The sequence below is a fragment of the Ferruginibacter sp. SUN106 genome (assembly GCF_050611765.1).
Taxonomy (GTDB): Bacteria; Bacteroidota; Bacteroidia; order Chitinophagales; family Chitinophagaceae; genus Ferruginibacter.
In genome coordinates, this window is the sequence record NZ_JBODJC010000004.1 from 264295 (window position 1) to 285687 (window position 21393).

Annotated in this window: 22 protein-coding genes; 8 read left to right on the forward strand and 14 right to left on the reverse strand. The window is 37.9% G+C overall.

Annotated features, from left to right (window positions below; translation table 11 throughout):
• Positions 1-3: 3 nt before the first annotated feature.
• Both ACQ334_RS17235 and ACQ334_RS17240 read right to left on the reverse strand, forming a co-directional pair.
• Positions 4-786, reverse strand: a complete 783-nt coding sequence (locus ACQ334_RS17235; protein WP_430989495.1) for a (Fe-S)-binding protein — start codon at positions 784-786, stop codon at positions 4-6.
• Positions 787-793: 7 nt separating this feature from the next.
• Positions 794-1315 (reverse strand): hypothetical protein, encoded by a 522-nt coding sequence (locus ACQ334_RS17240; protein ID WP_430989496.1) that lies wholly within the window; start codon positions 1313-1315, stop codon positions 794-796.
• Positions 1316-1389: 74 nt separating this feature from the next.
• On the opposite strand from ACQ334_RS17240, the gene ACQ334_RS17245 reads away from it, so the two are divergent.
• Positions 1390-2442, forward strand: coding sequence for a hypothetical protein (locus ACQ334_RS17245; RefSeq protein WP_430989497.1), 1053 nt, complete (start codon positions 1390-1392; stop codon positions 2440-2442).
• 86 nt (positions 2443-2528) lie between these two features.
• A complete protein-coding gene (locus ACQ334_RS17250) occupies positions 2529-3215 on the forward strand; it encodes a LysE family translocator (RefSeq protein WP_430989498.1) in 687 nt (228 codons plus the stop codon).
• Between the two features lie 133 nt (positions 3216-3348).
• Here ACQ334_RS17250 and ACQ334_RS17255 read toward each other — a convergent pair whose 3' ends face one another.
• Positions 3349-3678, reverse strand: a complete 330-nt coding sequence (locus tag ACQ334_RS17255) for a DHCW motif cupin fold protein (protein WP_430989499.1) — start codon at positions 3676-3678, stop codon at positions 3349-3351.
• Positions 3679-3768: 90 nt separating this feature from the next.
• Between ACQ334_RS17255 and ACQ334_RS17260 the strand changes: the two genes are divergently transcribed.
• The 3 genes from ACQ334_RS17260 to ACQ334_RS17270 all read left to right on the forward strand — a co-directional run bounded on the left by ACQ334_RS17260 (position 3769) and on the right by ACQ334_RS17270 (position 9027).
• Positions 3769-4935 carry a class I SAM-dependent methyltransferase gene (locus tag ACQ334_RS17260; protein ID WP_430989500.1) on the forward strand — a complete coding sequence of 389 codons (1167 nt, stop codon included), beginning with the start codon at positions 3769-3771 and terminating at the stop codon, positions 4933-4935.
• Between the two features lie 222 nt (positions 4936-5157).
• Positions 5158-6498 carry an exonuclease domain-containing protein gene (locus ACQ334_RS17265; protein WP_430989501.1) on the forward strand — a complete coding sequence of 447 codons (1341 nt, stop codon included), beginning with the start codon at positions 5158-5160 and terminating at the stop codon, positions 6496-6498.
• A 279-nt stretch (positions 6499-6777) separates the two neighbouring features.
• Complete coding sequence (locus ACQ334_RS17270; protein ID WP_430989502.1) at positions 6778-9027, forward strand: Tex family protein; 2250 nt, start codon at positions 6778-6780, stop codon at positions 9025-9027.
• Between the two features lie 70 nt (positions 9028-9097).
• Here the strand turns inward: ACQ334_RS17270 and aat are convergent, their stop codons facing one another.
• The 7 genes from aat to ACQ334_RS17305 form a co-directional block, all read right to left on the reverse strand.
• Entirely contained in the window at positions 9098-9739 is a 642-nt protein-coding gene (aat, locus tag ACQ334_RS17275; protein WP_430989503.1) for a leucyl/phenylalanyl-tRNA--protein transferase, read from the reverse strand.
• A gap of 139 nt (positions 9740-9878) precedes the next feature.
• Positions 9879-12023 (reverse strand): T9SS type A sorting domain-containing protein, encoded by a 2145-nt coding sequence (locus tag ACQ334_RS17280; protein WP_430989504.1) that lies wholly within the window; start codon positions 12021-12023, stop codon positions 9879-9881.
• A gap of 776 nt (positions 12024-12799) precedes the next feature.
• On the reverse strand, positions 12800-13180 hold the full coding sequence (locus ACQ334_RS17285) for a VOC family protein (protein ID WP_430989505.1): 381 nt from the start codon (positions 13178-13180) through the stop codon (positions 12800-12802).
• Positions 13181-13229: 49 nt separating this feature from the next.
• On the reverse strand, positions 13230-13733 hold the full coding sequence (locus ACQ334_RS17290) for a GNAT family N-acetyltransferase (protein ID WP_430989506.1): 504 nt from the start codon (positions 13731-13733) through the stop codon (positions 13230-13232).
• Between the two features lie 61 nt (positions 13734-13794).
• Entirely contained in the window at positions 13795-14742 is a 948-nt protein-coding gene (gene plsX / locus ACQ334_RS17295) for a phosphate acyltransferase PlsX (protein WP_430989507.1), read from the reverse strand.
• A 131-nt stretch (positions 14743-14873) separates the two neighbouring features.
• Positions 14874-15068, reverse strand: a complete 195-nt coding sequence (gene rpmF, locus ACQ334_RS17300) for a 50S ribosomal protein L32 (protein WP_430989508.1) — start codon at positions 15066-15068, stop codon at positions 14874-14876.
• A 56-nt stretch (positions 15069-15124) separates the two neighbouring features.
• Positions 15125-15682, reverse strand: a complete 558-nt coding sequence (locus ACQ334_RS17305) for a YceD family protein (RefSeq protein WP_430989509.1) — start codon at positions 15680-15682, stop codon at positions 15125-15127.
• Positions 15683-15797: 115 nt separating this feature from the next.
• Between ACQ334_RS17305 and ACQ334_RS17310 the strand changes: the two genes are divergently transcribed.
• Both ACQ334_RS17310 and ACQ334_RS17315 read left to right on the forward strand, forming a co-directional pair.
• Positions 15798-16877, forward strand: coding sequence for a DUF3810 domain-containing protein (locus ACQ334_RS17310; RefSeq protein ID WP_430989510.1), 1080 nt, complete (start codon positions 15798-15800; stop codon positions 16875-16877).
• A 66-nt stretch (positions 16878-16943) separates the two neighbouring features.
• On the forward strand, positions 16944-17402 hold the full coding sequence (locus ACQ334_RS17315; RefSeq protein ID WP_430989511.1) for a TspO/MBR family protein: 459 nt from the start codon (positions 16944-16946) through the stop codon (positions 17400-17402).
• 14 nt (positions 17403-17416) lie between these two features.
• Here the strand turns inward: ACQ334_RS17315 and ACQ334_RS17320 are convergent, their stop codons facing one another.
• Both ACQ334_RS17320 and dcd read right to left on the reverse strand, forming a co-directional pair.
• A complete protein-coding gene (locus tag ACQ334_RS17320; RefSeq protein ID WP_430989512.1) occupies positions 17417-17722 on the reverse strand; it encodes a hypothetical protein in 306 nt (101 codons plus the stop codon).
• A 3-nt stretch (positions 17723-17725) separates the two neighbouring features.
• A complete protein-coding gene (dcd, locus tag ACQ334_RS17325; RefSeq protein WP_430989513.1) occupies positions 17726-18262 on the reverse strand; it encodes a dCTP deaminase in 537 nt (178 codons plus the stop codon).
• A gap of 99 nt (positions 18263-18361) precedes the next feature.
• Between dcd and ACQ334_RS17330 the strand changes: the two genes are divergently transcribed.
• Positions 18362-18976: a 4'-phosphopantetheinyl transferase family protein gene (locus ACQ334_RS17330; protein ID WP_430989514.1), complete on the forward strand. Its 615-nt coding sequence runs from the start codon at positions 18362-18364 to the stop codon at positions 18974-18976.
• Positions 18977-19162: 186 nt separating this feature from the next.
• Here the strand turns inward: ACQ334_RS17330 and ACQ334_RS17335 are convergent, their stop codons facing one another.
• Both ACQ334_RS17335 and ACQ334_RS17340 read right to left on the reverse strand, forming a co-directional pair.
• Positions 19163-20080, reverse strand: a complete 918-nt coding sequence (locus ACQ334_RS17335) for a zinc-dependent peptidase (RefSeq protein ID WP_430989515.1) — start codon at positions 20078-20080, stop codon at positions 19163-19165.
• A 1-nt stretch (position 20081) separates the two neighbouring features.
• Complete coding sequence (locus ACQ334_RS17340; protein WP_430989516.1) at positions 20082-21353, reverse strand: DUF2130 domain-containing protein; 1272 nt, start codon at positions 21351-21353, stop codon at positions 20082-20084.
• Positions 21354-21393 lie beyond the last annotated feature (40 nt).

A 21393-nucleotide genomic window follows, 5' to 3' on the forward strand; every position in this document is an offset into this window, starting at 1 on the left:
TTATTAATTATTCATTGACAAAGCTATCAACTCTGCAATATCCAGTACCTGCACTTCCTCTTCTTTTTCATTACTCTTTACACCATCAGTAAGCATGGTATTGCAAAACGGGCAGGCTGCTGCAATTACTTTTGCGCCAGTTGCTAATGCTTCATTGGTTCTTTCCTGGTTAATTCTTATAGTTCCTTTTTCTTCTTCTTTAAACATTTGTGCGCCACCGGCGCCGCAGCATAAGCCATTACTTTTGCAGCGTTTCATTTCCACCAGTTCGGCATCCAATGCTTCTAAAACTTTACGTGGTGCTTCATAAATATTATTGGCACGCCCTAAATAACAACTATCATGGTAAGTGATCTTTTTTCCTTTGAATGTTCCGCCATCAGTCATTTTAATTTTGCCTTCATCAATCAGCTGCTGAATAAAAGTAGCATGATGGATCACTTCGTAAGTACCCCCTAATTCGGGGTATTCATTTTTCAACGTATTAAAACAATGCGGACAAGCGGTCACAATTTTCTTAATACCATAACCATTCAGAATTTGTATGTTCTGGTAAGCCATCATCTGGAACATGAATTCATTACCGCTTCTTCGTGCAGGGTCGCCGGTACACATTTCTTCTTTACCCAAAATGGCGTATTTAGTACCCACTTTATCCAGTATGGTCACAAATGCTTTGGTTATCTTCTGTGCCCGCTGGTCAAAACTTCCGGCACAACCCACCCAAAATAAAATTTCGGGGCTTTCTCCATTAGCCATCATTTCGGCCATTGTTGGAACCTGCATAAACTTATTAATTTAGTATAGATATTAACACCAGCAAAGCTAATGCAAACAACACAAGATATAACCCTCCTAAAACAATTCCTAAAATAGACCTCGTATTGTCGGAGGTTTTATTTAATGACACGGCTCCATAAATAATTGCTGATATTGCAAAAGGAATAGATAAGATGCCAGCAACCGGGATCGCTAATCCTAAAAGTAATAAGCCCCAGGTAGCAATACCACAAAACAAAGCATTTTTGCTATGCTTTTCTGCTTTTGATATATCTCCATCTTCTTTTTCAAGCGCCTTCAGCTGTTTCTGCAATTTCCATTGCATAATTTTAAAAGCAATTTTTTCTTTAAAAGATAAATGCTGACCGGTAAGCTTTTCAAAATTTTTAGGAGAAAGGGATAACAGATCTTCTGTAGTTAATGGAGCCGTAATATTACCCATACCAGCAGAAACTGCTGAAAATGTTGGAGCACCATAGGTAACAGTTATACAAAGGATACAAATTATACCAAGTAACCGGATTTTTTTTACCATATATGATTGTTTTATCAAATCTAATTATTTTTATGGAATTCGGCTAAGCGATTTTAGATAACTTCGCCTAATTAATGATGAAAAAAATATTTAAAAAAATAACTAATTGGGAGGCCTGGCCTTTCAAGTTAATATACGCACCCATTACACCGGTTTGGCTCTGGTACATTTTTAAATCCCGTGCGGTTTGGTTTTTTACACCCAGCAATCCCAAATTAACTTTTGGCGGTATGGAAGGGGAACCCAAAAAAGAAATGTATGAGTTGTTGCCTAAAGCACTCTATCCAACCACTTTTAATGTATTGCCTGGCCAGGACATTCCTTCTATTGAGGCTTTATTACAACAGCATCAGATTACGTACCCGTTTATTGTAAAACCCGAGGTAGGCGGGCAAGGCATTCTCTTTAGAAAATTAGATACGAAAGAAGAATTCCTGCATTATCATTCCATCATGCCTTTTGAATATATTGTACAGCAACTGGTATATTACCCGGTAGAAGTAAGTGTGTTTTATATCCGTCATCCAAAAGATGAAAAAGGAATCGTAACCGGCTTTTTGCATAAAATTCCATTACAGGTAACCGGAGACGGAAAACATACACTGGAAGAATTGATACTGGAACATCCGAAAGGTAAAAAAAGAACAGGCGAGTTACATAGTAAGCATAAAGAAAATTGGAATACAATTATTCCTGCAGGAGAAAGGTATATGCTGAGCTATGCGGCTAACCATAACCGTGGAGCTCATTTTGTTGACCTTAAAGATCATATTGATGAAAAATTAGTCAGCATCTTTGATAAGATAAGTCATGGTATCAACGATTTTTTTTATGGCCGTTACGATATTATGTGCGCCAGCGTGGAAGACCTGAAGAATGGCAAAAATTTTACAATACTCGAATACAATGGTTGCGGTGCAGAGCCCAACCATTTTTACGATACGGGTTATACACTTATGGGGGCGTACAAAGAAATTTTAAAACACTGGAAAGCTTTGTATCAGATTAGCAGGTACAACAGGCAACAGGGAATAAAACCCTGGCCTTTGCAAAAAGGGCGTAAATTTTTAAGCGATACCAACAAGCATATTAAGGAGATGAAGGAAGTTGATGAACGGATTGGATAGTGAGTCGGGAATTGTCAATGGTGAATTGTGGATATACGGTTGTAAAAATAGAGATACGTTCGATATTAATAAATCCGAAGTTTTTAATGAAGAAATTACTCAAAATATTTTCCTGGGGTTTGGTCATAAGCTTTCTTGGCTCTCTGCCTTTGGGTACGCTTAATGTGGCCGCTATGCAGATAGGTATACAGGAAAGTATTAAAGATGCGATGTATTTTTCGTTTGGTTCTTTATTGGTGGAAATGGTGTATGTAAGGCTTTCACTGGTAGGCATTGATTGGGTGCGTAAGCAGGAAAAATTAATGAAGGCAATGGAATGGGTAACTCTGGCCATCATTGTTGCACTGGCCATTGGAAGTTTTATTGCAGCCGCTAAAGGTGGGGGAGATACAAAAAATGTGTTGCTGAAAAATAATATGCATCGTTTTTTATTAGGTATGTTTATGTGTGCTATCAACCCCGTTCAAATACCTTTTTGGTTTGGATGGAGCACTGTGTTGTTCACAAAAAAAATATTAGAGCCTAAGCCCAGCCAGTATAACAGTTATATAATCGGTATTGGTATCGGAACCCTTTTAGGTAATTGCGTTTTTATCTTCGGCGGTAAATGGTTGGTACAACGTATTGCCAACAGCCAGCAATATTTAAACTGGGTTATCGGCGGCATTTTTGCATTGACTGCCATAATACAACTGATAAAAATGTTGTTGCATAAAGATGGTATCTCCAAATTCAATGAAGATAAAACTGAGACTAAAGAATCTTCTCATTGAAACTACTGCGCAGTTTTTGTGTGCCACTAATTACACCAATTGGCACGAATAAAATACACATTAGTGAAAATTAGTGTCATTCGTGGCAACTAATATGCCACAGAAATTGAAAGCCACTAATTATTGGGTAACACTAATCTACAATCAGCAGTTTGCAACCATTTACTGAAGAAGAACGATGGGCTTCGCAATCATCACCTACATGATAGGTCATGCCTTTAGAGAATTTGAACACCCTGCCATCTTCTAATTTAGTTTCCATCTCTCCATCAATGCAGTAAATAACATGGCCTTTGTGGCACCAATGGTCAGACAGGTAGTTGGCAGAATAATCTACCATCCGCACCCTGATATGCCCCATATGAAAAATTTTGGAAGTGGCTTTACCGGTAACACCGTCACGTTCCATTATTTCAAAATTTGTCCAGTCAACAATAGTAAAAGGGAATTTGTCAATTTTCATATAACAACAATAGTTTCTTATCATAAAAATAAGGGAAAACCTTCATTCCTGATGTTTGGTTTACCTTTGCGGCGGTTAAAAATTAAAATCATGTCAAATCAGTTGTCATCCTTCCTGCAAAAAATCTCTGAAAGCTTTAATCAGCAGCAACTGGTTAAAATTACTTTAGGTAATAAAAGAGACAAATCTGCTGATTTAAAAAATGTATTCATTAAACCGGTGCGGATTAAAAATACAGAAAAATTATCTTTCACTTACCGCAATCCCACGCAGGATATTTTTAAGAATTACGACCTGAAGGAAAGCCTGATCTTAATAGAAAAAATGCTGCAGACAGATTTTTATAATGCTGATCTTTTTACTGCGGTAAATGATCTTCATTTAGCGATAGATAAAAATGATATAACAAAGATCATTACTAAACCGGCCACTTTATCAATAACTGCAACAACGCAGCAGCATGACAAGCAAAAAGTTCGTGTGGTAAATTCCACCACCGCTGTTTACCTGCATCAATTAGGTATTACCACTGCAGAAGGCCAGGTGAAAAAAGATATGCAGGATAAGTTTAAACAGATCAACCGGTATGTAGAAATCATCGAAGGCATTATAAAAGATATTCAGTTTGAAAAAAATATTACTGTGGCTGATATGGGCAGTGGCAAAGGCTATTTAACTTTTGCTTTGTACGATTACCTGATCAATACTTTAAAAAAGGATGCAACAATAGTTGGTATTGAAATGAGAGACGACCTGGTGAACAAGTGTAACCAGATAGCAAAAAACATTCACTATTCAAATCTGAAATTTGAAAAAGGAACGATACAGGATGCTGAAGTACCAGCAATAAACATGCTGATTGCTTTGCATGCCTGCGATACTGCAACGGATGATGCTATTTTTAAAGGCATACAAGCCAATGCCGAAGTAATCATTTGTGCACCTTGTTGCCATAAACAAATTCGCAAACAAATGGCCCCGGAAAATGAACTGAAGAGTATTACCAGGCATGGTATTTTACTGGAGCGCCAGGCCGAGATTGTAACGGATAGTATCCGTGCTTTAATTTTAGAAGCACATGGCTATAAAACAAAAGTATTTGAATTTATTGCTACTGAACATACACCCAAGAATGTGCTGATCGTTGCTACAAAAACAAATAAAACTGAAACTGCAAAACAGGAAAGCCTGGAAAAAGTAGCCGGCTTAAAAAAACTCTTCAATATTAAAACACATTACTTAGAAACCTTGTTGTAAGCACATGCCTTGCGGCGTGTTCCCCTGGTGTCAGGACGGCTCTCAGCCGTCAGACACCTTAGATAATGCTCTATCGATTCAAAAAAGGGTCTGACGGCTGAGAGCCGTCCTGACTCTAATGCATTCTGAATCTGTGGCCAAACTTCTTTTGAGGTTAACTAAAATAATTAGTAAATTGCTTTCTCTTACGAACAACGACCAACCAAAAAACGAGCAATCATAATGTACGCCATTGTAGATATAGAAACCACCGGCGGTTATGCAGCAGCAAGCGGCATTACCGAAATTTCTGTGTTTATACATGATGGTACCAAAGTGGTAAAACATTTTGAAACATTGATCAATCCACAACAAAGCATTCCAAGATATATTACCGCTTTAACAGGAATTGATGATGATATGGTACAGGATGCACCTGCATTTGATGACATTGCGGATGTACTTTTTGATCTGTTGAATGAACATATTTTCGTGGCACACAGTGTAAATTTCGATTACAGTTTTGTAAAACACCAGCTTAAAAATTCGGGTTATGATTTAACGGCAAAAAAATTATGTACCGTTCGTTTAGGAAGAAAAATTTTTCCCGGGTTACCTTCTTATAGCTTAGGCAATCTTTGCCGTTCATTAAATATCAGTATCGAAAACAGGCATAGGGCAGGGGGTGATGCCAAAGCTACCGTTACACTATTTGAATATTACCTGGCCAACAATGGGGAAGTTTTCATCAATGAAATGTTGAAGAAATCTTCCAAAGACCAATGGCTGCCATTGCATTTGGATAAGAAGGAGATTGATCAGCTGCCGGCAAAACCCGGTGTATATTATTTTCATAACAATAAAGACAAGATCGTTTATGTTGGCAAGGCCATCAATATAAAAAAAAGGGTAAGCAGCCATTTTACGCATAATGATCCTGATAGAAAACGACAGAATTTTTTACGTAATATTCATAAAGTAACTTACCGTGAATGTGCAACCGAACTGGAAGCGCTGGTTTTAGAAAGTACAGAGATAAAAAGAATATGGCCATTGTATAACAGAAGCCAGAAACAACCCCTGCAAAAATATGCCTTGTATTTATTTGAAGATGCAAGAGGCTATATGCGTTTAGCCATTGATAAAAAGAAAAAAAATATACAATCATTATACGTTTTTAATTTATTGCATGAAGGTTTAGTGTTGCTGAAAAAAATGGTAGAAGAATTTGAACTGGATGCCAAACTTTGTTTTTTGGATAAGACTCCTTTTACGCAAACGGATTATGAATTTTTAGAACCACCTTCAATTTACAATGGCAAAATAAACCGGGCATTAGAAGCATTAAATGAGCAATTGCCTACGTTTGTTGTGATGGATGAGGGTATTAAAGCCGAAGAAAAATTATGCCTTTTGATTGAAAGAGGAAGCTTTTGGGGTATGGGCTATATCCCCAAAAAATTAAAGCCGAAATCATCAGGAGAATTAAAAAATTATTTAAACCCTTATGCCGATAATGACTATATCCGTAACAGTATTTATTCGTTTGCAGAAGCTAATCCTCATAAAAAAATATTGCTTTAATTAATTGCCGCCAGTATTCCAATTTTTTGTTTCAATGCACAACATTATTTTCGCAACCCAAAAAATAGTTGATAGTTCATTGTTAATAGTTGATAGCAGAAAAAATAACCCTGGTCGGTGTCTTCACCGGCCAGAATGGTAAATCAAAATGATAATATAAATTAAAAAGTATAACAAGTAAAATAATTCCCCACCCCGGCCGGTGGCACCACCGACCGGAACGACAGATCAGAAGGATAATTTAAAATTAAAAAGTATAACAATAAAATAATTTAAATAATGTCAGAATTTGTTCAGCCAATAGCGCAAAAATTTAATTTCAAGATACAACAGGTAGAAGCCGTTCTTTCATTGCTGGAAGAAGGCGCTACTATTCCCTTTATTGCACGATATCGGAAAGACAGAACCGGTGCGTTGGATGAAGTACAGATTCAGCAGATACAGGAAGAAGCAAAATTTTTAAAAGAATTTACTGAACGTAAAGCTTTTATTGAAAAGGCTATTACTGAGCAGGAAAAAATGACGGAAGCGATACAGGCAAAATTAAATAAAGCAACCACTGTTGCTGAGCTGGAAGATATTTACCTGCCCTTTAAACCTAAACGCAAAACCAAAGCGCAAGCTGCAAGAGAGAACGGCTTAGAGCCTTTAGCTATTTTATTATTAGAACAAAAAGATATTGACCTTATTGCAGAAGCAACAAAATTTATCAATGAAAAAATTGCAGATACTGATGCTGCATTACAGGGGGCCAGGGATATTATTGCTGAAACAGTAAATGAAGATGCCCTGGTAAGAGCTAAGCTGCGTAAACTTTTTGAAACTGGGGCCACCATGCAAAGCAAAGTGGTAACTGATAAAGAAACCGAAGGTATTAAGTATAAGGATTATTTTGAGTTCAGTGAATTGATCAGTAAAATTCCTTCGCACAGAACGCTGGCAGTATTGCGTGGATTTTTAGAAGGTTTTTTAAGAATAGAAATTTCTCCACTGGAAGAAAATGCACTCGAGATGATTGAAGGCCTGTACATCAAAGGTATGAGCACCTGCAGCGACCAGGTACGCAAAGCAATAAAAGATGCTTACAGAAGATTACTACAACCAAGCTTAGAAACTGAATTCCGTACCGCATTAAAAACAAAAGCTGATGAAGAAGCGATCAATGTGTTTGCAGAAAATTTACGCCAGTTATTATTAAGTTCTCCATTGGGCAGTAAAAGAATTTTAGCCATAGATCCGGGTTACAGAACCGGTTGTAAAGTAGTTTGCCTGGATGAAAAGGGGGAGTTACAAAAAACTGATCTCATCTTTCCGCACGAGAACAACCGTGTAGCCGCAGAGGAAATAAAAATTAAGCATTTAGTACAACAGTACGGTATTGAAGTATTTGCTATTGGTGACGGAACAGCGGGTAGAGAAACAGAACAATTTATAAAACGACTGAATTTAAATCTCCCTGTGTTTTTAGTGAATGAAGATGGGGCCTCTATTTATTCCGCATCAGAAATTGCAAGGGAAGAATTTCCCAATGAAGATATTACCGTACGTGGTGCAGTAAGTATTGGCAGAAGATTGATGGATCCGTTGGCGGAGTTAGTAAAGTTGGATCCTAAAAGTATTGGCGTTGGTCAGTATCAGCATGATGTAAATCAATTCCGTTTAAAAGAAAGACTGGATGCTACTGTTATCAGTTGTGTAAATAATGTGGGTGTTAATTTAAATACAGCCAGCAAACATTTGCTGAGTTATGTGAGTGGTATTGGAAGTACGTTGGCAGATAATATTGTGAAGTACAGAAATGAAATTGGTAAATTCAGCAATCGCAAACAATTATTAAAAGTGCCGAGATTAGGTGGCAAAGCATTTGAACAATGTGCAGGTTTTTTACGCATTAAAGATGGCGAAGATTTGCTGGATGCCAGTGCAGTACATCCTGAAGCTTATACTGTGGTTGAAAGTATTGCTAAAGATCTGGGCGTTGCAGTAAATGCCATCATTGGTAAAGAAGATTTATTGAAAACAGTAGAAGCAAAAAAATACGCTACAGAGCAAATTGGAGAATTAACAATAAAAGATATTTTAAATGAATTAAAAAAGCCCGGACTTGATCCACGCAGTGAAGTACAGCAATTTGAATTTGCGAATATCTACAGCATTGATGATGTTAAGATTGGAATGGAAGTGCCGGGAGTTGTAACAAATATCACCCGCTTTGGTGCTTTCATAGATATTGGTGTTAAACAAGATGGCTTAGTGCATGTGTCTGAAATTTCTCATACTTACATTACAGATCCTAATGAAGCATTAAAGCTGAATCAGAAAGTAAATGTAAAGATCCTGGAAGTGGATATTGCAAGAAAAAGAATTGCTTTATCTATCAAGCAAACCATGGAAGCACCTGCAAGAAATCAAAGTCAAAGGCCTAATTTTAACGGACAACAAGCGCAGCAAAAGCCTCAGCAGAAATCTGTTGCCGAAATGCCACTGAATGATGCATTGGCAGCATTAAAACAAAAATTCGGAAAATAATTTTTTGCCACGGGCTACACAAATTTTTACAAACAAAATCATAATCTGTAAAAATCTGTTTAATCCGTGGCTATATTTCCTTCGCTAAAATTTCTGAAAATAATTGTCTGTCGATCATCTTTGCACCAAGGCTTTCCAGGTGCGATGTGTAGATCTGGCAATCAATCAATTTAATATTTTGCTTTTGCAAATACCTTACAAAATTGATAAAGGCAAATTTGCTGGCATTACTCTTTTTGCTGAACATACTTTCTCCAAAGAAAACGTTGCCAAGTAAAACGCCATACAATCCACCTGCAAGTTCACCGGCTGCCCATGCTTCTGCACTTACTGCAAAACCTGACTGATGTAATTTTGTGTAGGCTTCAATTACTTCAGGTTGTATCCAGGTACCATCCTGGCCTTTTCTTGTTACACTTTTACAATTGGCAATTACTTTATCAAAAGCTTTATTAATGGTAAACCTAAAACTGCCGTTATTTAAAACTGTTTGCATGCTTTTGCTTACTTTCAATTCCTGCGGAAATAAAACAAACCTGGGATCAGGGCACCACCAGCAAATAGGCTCATCTTCATTGTACCAGGGAAAGATGCCCTTTTTATAAGCCAGCAGCAATCGTTCTGTGCTTAAGTCTCCGCCAATGGCAAGCAGGCCTTCTTCATCGGCCAACTCCACATCAGGAAAAATAATAGCTTCATTTAAAATAAACATAATTAAAAGTACGAAAGTTGAAAATGCTTTTTAAAATTACAACATGTAAGATTTTTAATTTTTTATTTATTACAAATTAAAAATGCCCCCGACGGTTATGTCGGGGGCATTACAGTACATATAAAAATATTGACTTTGCTTATTCAGCTGAAGCAACTATTAATCTTTCCTTAGCTACAACAGTTCCATTGATATCGGTTACTTTTACAAGATAACCACCAGCAGCAAATCTACTGCAATCAACAGGAATAAAATTATTACCATTGTGAACAAGTACAGGAGTTTCGGCAACCTTTTTTCCACTTTGATCAAAAACGGTAAGCGTTGCAGTTATGGTTATATTTCCTGCAAACTGTAAGGTGGTTTTTGTGCCGGCAGGATTAGGGAATAGAACTGCTGCGGCATCGGTAGTTGTCCTGATCTTTATCACATCACTGTAAGTATAAGAACCGCTTTCGTTTATCATCTTCAACCTGTAATACACAACAGAAGCATTTTGCAGCGGGTGTAAAAAAGTATACGATGTTTTGCTGCTGCTGTAGTCTACTTTTCCTGCATAAGTAAATGAAGTGCCATCCGTACTATATTCAATCTCAAATTTAGCAAAATTAACAGCCATGTCTACCTGCCAGAATAGATTTGCGACACCTGCTTTGTTTACACCGTAAAAGCTCTGGATCTTAATAGGCAATACACCGCAGGGAGAAGCACCGTTAGCATAGTTTCTTATAACAGGAGCTGAAGGCAACAGCGTAGAAAAACCAACTGTTCCAGGGGCGGAACCATAAATATTATCAATTGGCCCTACATTAGAGGTACTGCGGGTTAATCCATTTGCACCCGCTGTAATATTGGTAGAGGCAAAACTGCCATTACTGTAAATAATACCACCACCACCACCACCACCCGGGCCATGGTTATAATAATTGGTCATATCTCCACCTTTACCGCCTTTTGCAGACGCAGTAATTAAAGCCAATCCTGTAACGCCGGTTGTTCTTGTTACAGCAATGATGGTTCCACCTGCGCCACCACCGCCGGCAGCATCGGTATTGGTAGTACCACCAACACCCACAACGCCAGGTGCGGCACCACCATCAGCTACAAAACTTCCGTTGCCGGCATATAATTTAGCACGTAATAAAAGTATACCACCACCACAACCACCACTGCTTTGGTATTCGTTGGCTGCAGAACTATTGTTGGCTGTACCGGCGCCGCCACCGCCGCCCATTACTATTAGTGAAATAGAAGTTTGCGCAAACAGTGCGCCGGGCTCTCCTCCTACAGCAATATTAGTAGACCATGAATTACCACCTCTTCCACCTGAACCACCATTGCCTCCGCCAGCACCTCCGGCGTTGTTGCTGTTACCTGCAACATCCCCATCATTACCGCCACCGCCACCGTTTCCGCCGGCACTTCTTCCAAATGAGCCATTAATATATCCTTCTACAGCATTACTTACAGTAGTTGTAGCATTTTGAGGTAGTACGTACCCTGCTGTTCCTGCAATGCCTTCTCCTTTTGCACCACCCGTTCCGTTTGCTGCAGTTGTTACAGGAGAATTCCACCGGTAATCAGTGCTTGTGAGGGCAGTGGCACCATTGGTATTGCCTGCTGTTGCGCCAGTCAGTTGTTTTCCACCACCACCTCTGAAACCAAGAGCTGTAGCGATAACTGACCCGTTATTGGTAAACGTATTGGCTGCATCTATTGCCACAACGCCACCGGTACTTCCATCCCATGCTGGTGCTGTAACCGATGAAGCCGCATTAATGGTGAAATTAAAATACCTGGGTACTCTGATAACCTGGTACCTTCGGATAGCATTACCTGCAGTAAAGTTTTGAGTGTAATAATTATTTGCTAATCCGTAAGAGAAAGTGATAACGTTAGCCGCAAAAGAAACTACCGTATTGTATTCGTACCTGCCGGCATATAAGTTACTGGCCAAATAGCCACTGGCCGAACCGCCACTTACACCGTTGCCATAAGCATCGGTATTAGTAGCATCAATGTCTGCGCCCTGCATTTGTATGATCAATACCAGATCGCCGGCGCCAATAGTTGTGGCATTGCCTCTGGCATCAATTGCACCTACAGTCATTGTGATAGATCCCTGCGCAGGGTTGCCGGTGCCGGCAAAATAACTATTGACAATCTGGTTGGCTGCAGCGATGGTAACTGTTCCGCTTACAGGATCTGTACCACATTGGCTAAATGAAATTAACGATGAAAATAAACTCACGATACTGAACAAGACAATTTTCTTTCTGGACATTTTTTGGTTTGTTAGATTTTAGGAATGGTATAAACTGGTTTTACAAGGCATTGCCCTGATTGAATAATATAATTTTATCTGCCTGCTTTTAAAACAGGTATTTTAATTTCATTAAATGTTGTGAAAGGGTTAGGCGGTTGTTTCAGAAAAACGATGCCTGCAAGATAGAACAAAAAACAGGGCAAAAAAAATTGAAAATTGTATTGTTTAATTATTGGGGCCAATATTTTATACAATAATGACCGGCAAATAAAATCTCCATCAGTTAAAAACAGAAAGCAGAATAATAGAAATAAAAAACTGCCACTTTTCAGCAGCAGTAATCCCCCTCTTGTAAAAATATTTTTTGTTTCAAATACAGGTATTGAATTAAATATAATTTTTTTAATACTGGTTAATTTTATAACGGATGAAAGTTTAACATTTATAAACACATTGCCCTGGCTTCTTCCACAATTTCTCTTGTGAGCTAAAAGGGCTGGAGTGATGCCGGATATTGATTTTTTTTTGGTAATCATAATTAATAGTCTTTCAATAGGAATTGGATTTCTATTTGTATTCTTATGCTTGAGCTTCACTATTTACGATTATTATGCCAAAGGAATAACCGGTTGATAATGAATATCTGTTGTTTTTTGAGACTCGGGTTTTTTCCAAAAAACGGAACGAAAGTTTTAAAAACGGAAAGAACAGCAGGCTTGAGAACTGGCGAATTTTATGAAACGGGAAAAATAATTCTATTTACACTTAGAATAAGTTTTGCAGGAGGGATAGCATTACCTTTTAGCTGCCATCAATTGAAATACGTTGCCTTCGGGATCTTCGCCATCGCAAAGCAGGTGATCAAAACCAGGATAAGATTTAATTGTAGTCATAGGCACGCCACTTTCTATAAGTGCAGAACGAAGTTGTTCAATATCATCAACTATTTTAAATACCAATTTGGTATTGCTTTCTATTTTGAAAGCTTGATCACTATTGTTACGATAAGCTTCTCCTATCCTGTGGAATGCAATTTCAATTTGCCCTGCATTTAAAACTACCCATTCATTGGGTATTTCTTCTACTATGGTAAATGCAAAGTGTTGTTGATAAAATAGTTTCAGTTGTTCAACATCACTGGCAAAAAGTATGATCCTGCTGAGCACTGTATTCATGATTATGACTTATAGTAGGTTTAATAAATCAGGGGTATTTTTTGCTGGTTTAAACCGGCGCAATGGCATTGCTGTACACCAGAAGTTTATCTTGTTCCACTTGTATTTCTTTTTCAAAATGCAAACCCAATTTAGTAAGCAATTGGATAGATCTTACATTGTGCGGTATTGTTGTTGCCAGTACAGGATAATAAGCCGGATTTTTTTCTGCAATTGATAATACTTCTTTTGCTGCTTCGTAGGCATAACCCTGGCCATTAAATTCCGGTAAAAAAGCAAACCCAATATCAAAATGTTCCAGATAAGTACGTTTGATAAATGATATGATACCAATAGGAGTGTTGGTAGCCGTAACTTTTGCCACCCAATAGGTTAAGTTTTTTGTGGCATTTACTTTTTGTATGTAGGCAATAGCATCTTCTTTTGAATGTACGTTTCTATCGCCTATAAATTCAATCCAGCCTTTGGTATTTACAATGGCTTCAATAAATTCATAGTCATCCACCGTAAGCAGATTTAACGTAAGCCTTGCAGTAGTAATTGTAGATTGCATGAAGAGAATTTAAAACTGGTTGTTACAGGATTTAATAGTGCAAAAAGCAAAGAAAAAAATATTATGCATCAGTAACAAAACTTCCTTTCATTTTTTCCAGTAAGTCTGTTTCAATCATACGTTGTGCAATGCGGATCATATTTTTAAAAGCTGTAGCGTGAGAGATGCCATGGCCAATGATAACGGGCTTGGCTACACCTAAAACGGGAACGCCGCCATATTGCTCAAAATTAAAACGCTCAAAATGTTCGTCGTGAATATTGCGGCGCTTTACAATATCGTAAATGCTTTCGGCTAATTTTAATACCACGTTACCTGTAAAACCTTCGCAAACCAACACATCGGCTTTGGTCATTAAAATATCACGGCCTTCAATATTACCTATAAAATTGAGTTGTTTATTTTCTTTTAATAAGGGATAAGCAGCTTGCGCCAGCAAATTGCCTTTACCTTCTTCTTCACCTAGATTTACAAGGCCTACTTTAGGGTTTTCGAAATTTAAAATGTACTGGGCGTATAAAGAACCCAATACAGCAAACTGATTCAGGTTTTCCGGTTTGCAATCGGCATTAAGGCCTACATCTACCAATAAACCTAAAGTACCGTCTTCTCTCGGCATGTATGCACCAATAGTTGGGCGTAGTACACCTTCAATAGCTTTAATGCTGAATAAGGAACCTACCATCATAGCGCCGGTATTACCTGCGCTGATAAAAGCATCTATTTTTCCGGTTGCCAGCAAATAAAAGCCTACGGCAATAGAAGAATCCTTTTTTTCTTTTAAAGCTTTGGTGGGGTGTTCGTTCATTTCTATCACCTGCGTGGTAGCAACGATAGAGTATTGTGCAGCAGCAAGAGGATGGTCTGCAATATGGTTTTTAATTTGTGCTTCGTCGCCAATTAAGGTGAGGTGAATATTGGCGTTGCCGGTGGCTAAAAATTCAGCAGCACCTTTTACTGCTTCCAGGGGGGCAAAGTCACCACCCATCATATCAAGTCCTATATTCATTTCAATTGCTTTTATGTTAAGCCAGCTTCATTCAGCAAGCTCAGGACGATACTACAGTCCTATAAATAAAAATTCTAAACTCCAGATCCGTAAACGAATTTAGAGTTTAGAATGCAAAGTTGAAAATATAATTAGGCTTTAAGCGGCGCTTTTTCTGCTACTAACTTTCCTTTGTAGAACAATTTTCCTTCACTTACATGTGCACGGTGGCGTACATGTGTTTCGCCGGTTGTTTTATCAACACTTAAAGTAGTTTCTACCGCTTTGTAATGCGTTCTTCTTTTTGCACTGCGTTGCTGACTATGGCGCCTTTTTGGATTTGGCATGATTGGTAATTATTAAATTATTAATTATAAATTATTATCTACTTTATATACGTTTTCTACTTCTTACTTTTCTTTTTTACCTTAAACTGTTCCAACCCTTTCCATATCTGGTTGCTGTTGGCTTCCTGCGCTTTTACTTCCATCATCCTCAGTTTTTCTAACACTTCTTTATTGCAAAGCGGGCCACCCATTTCATCATCGCTGCAGGTTTTTTGTATTGGAAAACTAAGCAGTACAAATTCATAGATCCAGTTGGTTACATTGATGTGGCTTTCCGTACGGGAGATGTAAAACACATCAGGATCTTCTTCCTGGTCATTCATCTCATCGGGGTTTTCCACCAGTTTTACCAGCATGTTAAACTCATCCCAGATATCCATTGGTAATGGATTTCCGCAACGGTCGCAGGTAACATCTGCCTTACCACCAATCTCAAACTTCAGCAACATAAAGCTACTCTTCTTGTCTAAACTAAGTTTGATACTGGCGTTGCAGTTGGTAAAATCTGTAGCACCTTTTTCAACAAAGAACTTATCATCTACCTCGTAAGTAAACTCATGAACGCCGGGCTTCAATCCCACAAAAGCTATCTCAAATCCCCGTTTATTAGCCATTACGGATAGTTTAAAGGACGGCAAAGGTAGGGGAAAATTTTGGATTTTTGATTGTGGATTGCAGATTTATTGTGGATAGTCTTTTAGCCATGATTTTAGTAATTTTAAGGCTGGTATGAAATATAAAAAGAGACTGGCAATTATAGCATTTTTAATGGTTTGGGTTATAGTAATAAAGCTGTATTCGGCTAATGCTGTAAGGGTAGAAAACGGCTATTCCGTTGGTTTTTATACAGTTATTGTAGGGGTGCTTCGTTTTTTATTTGGATGGCTGCCTTTCAGTATTGGCGATTTATTGTACGGGGCTGCAGTGATCTGGATCACCTGGAAATTAATAAAACTGACCAGGACCTTGGTGAAAAGACGGGCCACCCGGGATGGTTTTATCGGCGGAATTTTAAAGACCTTCACTATTTTTTTGTTACTATATATAGTTTTTAATGGTTTTTGGGGCATTAATTACAACCGAAAAGGCATTGCCTATCAATTAGGGTTGAAGATGGAGAAATATAGTTTAGAGGACCTGAAAAATATGAATGCACTGTTGATAAACAAGGTAAATGCTGCCAGGCAGAGCCTGGTCAACAGCAAAGCCGTTTATCCTTCTTCTCAACAATTATTTGCTAAAGTGCAGCAGAATTACGAGAGCATTGACAGCCTGTATCCTTTTTTAAAGTACGATCACCAGTCACTGAAATCATCAATGTGGGGATGGTTGGGGAATTATGTTGGTTTTACGGGATACTATAATCCTTTTACAGGAGAGGCACAGGTAAATACTACCGTGCCAAAATTTTTACAGCCCTTTACCGCCTGCCACGAAGTGGCGCACCAGTTAGGTTATGCCAAAGAAATGGAAGCTAATTTTGTGGGCTACCTTGCTGCAAGTGCATCAAAAGATACTTTGTTTCAGTATTCCGTTTATCTCGATTTGTTTATTTACAGTAACCGCAACTTAAGAAACAGTGATACTGCCAGTGCTAAAAATTATTCACAGCAATTATTACCTGAAATAAAAAACGACCTTTTGGAATGGCGGACTTTTAACCGCATGCACAAAAATCCTGTTGAGCCGGTGATCAGGTGGATGTACGGAAAATATTTGGAAAGCAATCAACAACCCCAGGGGGTATTGAGCTATGATGAAGTAACCAGTTTTTTAATTGCGTATTATAAAAAATTCGGAAAGATATAGGCGTGAGTGGTGAGTGGTGAATGCCTGAGGCGTTAAACTTTTTTTTAGTTGAGATGTTACAATTATATGAAATTAATTATTTCAATTCTGATTCCACTTTTGGTGGGAGGTATATCGGGTTATTTTACTGCTTCGGGTGTAGAAGGTTGGTATGCTGCTGCTAATAAACCCTGGTTTAATCCACCTAACTGGATTTTTGCGCCGGTTTGGACGGTACTTTACATTTTGATGGGTATTGCTTTATACCTGGTTTGGAAAACCGAAACGATCAGAGCAGTAAAACAAATGGCAATTATTTTATTTGCTGTACAATTAGCACTTAATTTTTTCTGGTCGCTGATATTTTTTAAACTGCAACAGCCTGGTTGGGCTTTTGCAGAAATTATTGCGATGTGGGTGATGATAGTAGCAACGATACTTTGGTTTGGAAAAATATCTTCCACAGCAGCATGGTTGATGGTACCTTATATCTGTTGGGTAAGTTTTGCATCGGTATTAAATTATGCTATCTGGAAGCTGAATTAAATAAAAGCGGGAAATCACTTTGTAAACGCTTCAGTATTGATGTAAAGCCCCGTTTGCCCGCTAAAGGATTTCACTTTCATCTCATAATCTTTTGCATCAGTCCAGATAACTGTACATTTTGGAATCCCCTCTCTGAAAATCGTATCATGTGATAACCTGTAATAATTGCTGGTATCAAATTCAACAAAATCACCATCACCAATTTTATAGCCAGAATCCCATTGCCATAAATTAGATTGTACATACTTAAGGTCGGCATGTTTACAGGAAAACAATACAACTAAGAGGATGCATGCAGGTATAATTTTTTTGATTGACATCAATTAAAATTTATTCTTCCACATCATACTTTCTACAGGTTTATTTATTTGTCCGCTGTATTTAGCATTTTTCTTCTGATTGTATTTTACTTCAATTTCACCATCTACGGGAAAATAGATCAGTTGTCCGATGGGCATTCCTTTATACACACGTACAGGTTGTTTTACAGAAATTTCCAAGGTCCAGTTGCCGCAAAAGCCAACATCGCCTTTGCCGGCGGTGGCATGTATGTCGATACCCAGGCGGCCGGTAGATGATTTACCTTCCAGGAAAGGGACATGAGCATGTGTTTCAGTGTATTCTTCTGTAACGCCTAAGTAAAATTCATGCGGTTGCAAAACAAAACCTTCATCCGGTATTTCAAAATGCTCGATGGTATTGTGTTTTTTTGCATCTAATTCTCTGTCGGTATAACGGGCCAGGTCTTTCCCTAAATGCACATCATAACTGTTGCTGCCCAGCTGATCTCTGTCGTAAGGAACAATTTTAATAGTGCCTTTTTCAATTTCCTCTAAAATTCTTGTGTCGCTCAGAATCATGTTAATTAGTTAATTGGTTTATTGATTAATTTGTGGAGGAATTATTCCTTCCGCAAATATTCAATCTAAAATCTGCAATCTAACATCTAAAACTGCATTATGCCCTTGGTTTATCAACAAAATATTAACGCTGTAACCAAAATAGGGGTGTGGCATATTACAGAAGCAGAACTATTTTTTGCTGACATCCCTTTGCAAAAAACTATTACGCATCCGCATAAGCGGCTGCAGCATCTTGCCGGAAGGTTTTTGCTGAAGGAATTGTATACTGATTTTCCTTTGGAGTTGATTAAAATTGCCGATACCCGTAAACCGTTTTTAGAAAATGAAGCCTATCATTTTTCCATATCGCATTGCAGGGATTATGCTGCCGTGTTAATCAGCAAAGAAAAAAGGGTAGGAGTAGATATAGAATTGGTGAATGATAAGATAGAGCGCATTCTTCATAAGTTTTTAACAGATGAAGAATGCTTTTTAATGCCCCGGGGTGCGATACAAAAAACAGCTACTTTATTCTGGAGTGTAAAAGAAAGTATTTATAAATGGCAGGGTACCGGCGGCACTGATTTCAGAGAAGATATCCGCATTGAAAAGTATACCGGCAATTTAGAAGCAGGTATAGTGTATTGTTTATTTCAAAATGAAATCCCGTTGCGGGTACACTACCTTTTTTTTAACGGCAATTTTTTAACCTGGGTGCTAAGCGACCACTAAATGTTTTTTATTCACTTCGTGAATGTAGTAGCCACAGATTGCACAGATTACACAGAATAGCAGAACCGAAAACCGGCCTTTACTTTGCAAAGAGATGTGATACGGCTTGCATCAATAATAACTAAGAACGTTTTTTATCTGTGAAAATTTGTGTAATCTGTGGCAAACCAAAAACTACGCAGTAGTTTAAAAAGAAGTTTTATTGTATGGATCCTGGTTGAGCAAAGTCTTTATGGTATCATACAATTGAGGATAGCTTTCTTTCATAGCTGCCGGTTTTTCAAAAAATATTTCAGCACTCTCTGCCCAAAACTCCTGGAAGTTTTTTAAAGCATAATCAGAATACAGGTCATTACCCGGTTTTAATTCCTGCTCAAAAACTTTATTGCCATAACTATTGAAGTGATCGAAACTATCCCTGAAAGTATGGTCAATATTTTCTCCTACGATAAAGGTTTGGTAATATAGGGCATGCGCCAGTTCGTGCAGGCCAACATTTTGTCCATCTGCAGCATCTGCATAGCCTTGTAAAAAATGTTTCCACGATAGATTTACAGCATGGCCGGATACATTGCCTTCTAAAAAACAAATGCTATCCTGCACCCTCATAAACTCCTCCGGATATACATGAATGAAATCAAAATTAGGCAGCAGGTATTTTTCCAGGCCAAAAGTAAGCTGGATGGCTGCAGCGCTGATGAGTACCGGCATTTCCTTAAAGCAATTGCTATCATGTATCTTAAAGATTTTAGCGGCAATAAAATTTTGCAACCTTTCAATAAACCGGGTTTGCAGTGCAGGGGAAAGATTGGTATAATAAGAAAATCGTTTAGTGAGAATTGCTGCCAGCTCTTCATCAGAAAAATTTAATTCCTCTCCATAATAAGTGGAATAAGGTATTTTAGCAATCGTAGATTGTGCAGGTAAATTATTGCCGCTATCTTCTTCATCTTCGCTGCCTTTTTTAAAAACAATAAAATACAAAATAAAAGCGATCATGGAAAAAAATGGCCATACTACTTCATCCATCCTGTTGTCAAATGCAAAAGCAATGGTGATGGCAAATAAAACCAACGGAATTATAAATTTTAACCTGTCGCTCATATTAATCTTCAGTAATATTGTCACCACCTTCCAATAAAGGAATATCATTTACCGATGCCCCTGCAATTCCTTTTACACTGCCGTACAAACCACTGGTGCTGAGTAAAACTTTTTCCAATTGTTTTTCTCTTTCTTTCCACATCTTTTCCATTTGTATCCGCTCTTTTGTAATAGAATTTTTCATAGATACAAAACCTTCTACAATCGCTTCCATTTGCCCACGGAATTCGTTGCCGGTTAAATAATCATACAACATCTGCATTTTATCACCTTTGTTTTCCTGCGCTTTATTAGCATTAAACACTTTAATGATGCCTTCTCTTAGTAAATACGCCACGCTGCTTACCTCACTAAAATTGCATATCCATATACCATCTTTTTCACCAAATTTTTCCATATCCTTCGGAAAGACCTGCGATACTAAAATCGCCACATCACTGCCGCTGGTACGTTTATCTGCTTTTAATTTGTCTATCCATCCATTGCTCCAGGCCTTGGTGCGTTTGCTCTCGTAAATGATCCTGCCGCAAACCACACCGCTATTATTACGAACCAGTTGAATGCAATCAGCCCCTTCCACCCCTTTGCCTACTTCTTCAATTACATCAAAAGGAAAGTTTTCTTTTAAAATATCTTCCAGCAATAATTCCTGTACTTCTCCTTGTCGCTGCATACTGCCTTGTTCGGCTCTACGTTTCATTTCATCAGCTAATTTCTTTTGTTCTTCCAGTTGAATTTCTAAGGATTTCAGCTTCATTTGCAATTCAGTTTCCTTTAGCGCATTTTTTTCAACTTCCTGTGTGCGTATTTGTTCTGATAAACTTTCTCTTTCCTGCTGTAATTTTTTTTGCAGCGTAATTTCCATTTCAGCTTCTTTGTTTTTCAGCTCTTGTTCTTTTTGTAAAAATTCCAGCTCTTTTTTCCTGGCCTCTTTTAATTTTACTTCATTGTCTTTATTATTATTCTCCAGCATCCTGAGCTGATTCTCGAAATCAGCAGCGGTACTTTTTGTGATCTGTTCTTTAAGGTCATTTTCTATTTTCAACCTTTCCTGCTGCATCTTCTGGGCAAATATTTCATTCTCCCTTTTTTTGGTTTCTTCAAAACGCTGCTGGTTTTCCAGCAATTTTTTCTTGTCTTCTTCTATGCTGCTTAAAGATTTCTGTAATTCTTTTTGGTATTGCTGTTTATATTTTTGTTCCAGGTCAGCAGCAATTACATTTTCTACGTCAAAGTCATGCCCGCAATTCGGACATTTTATATTATTCGCCATCGGTTAATTTTTTACAATATAGATAAAAGTATTGTACAGC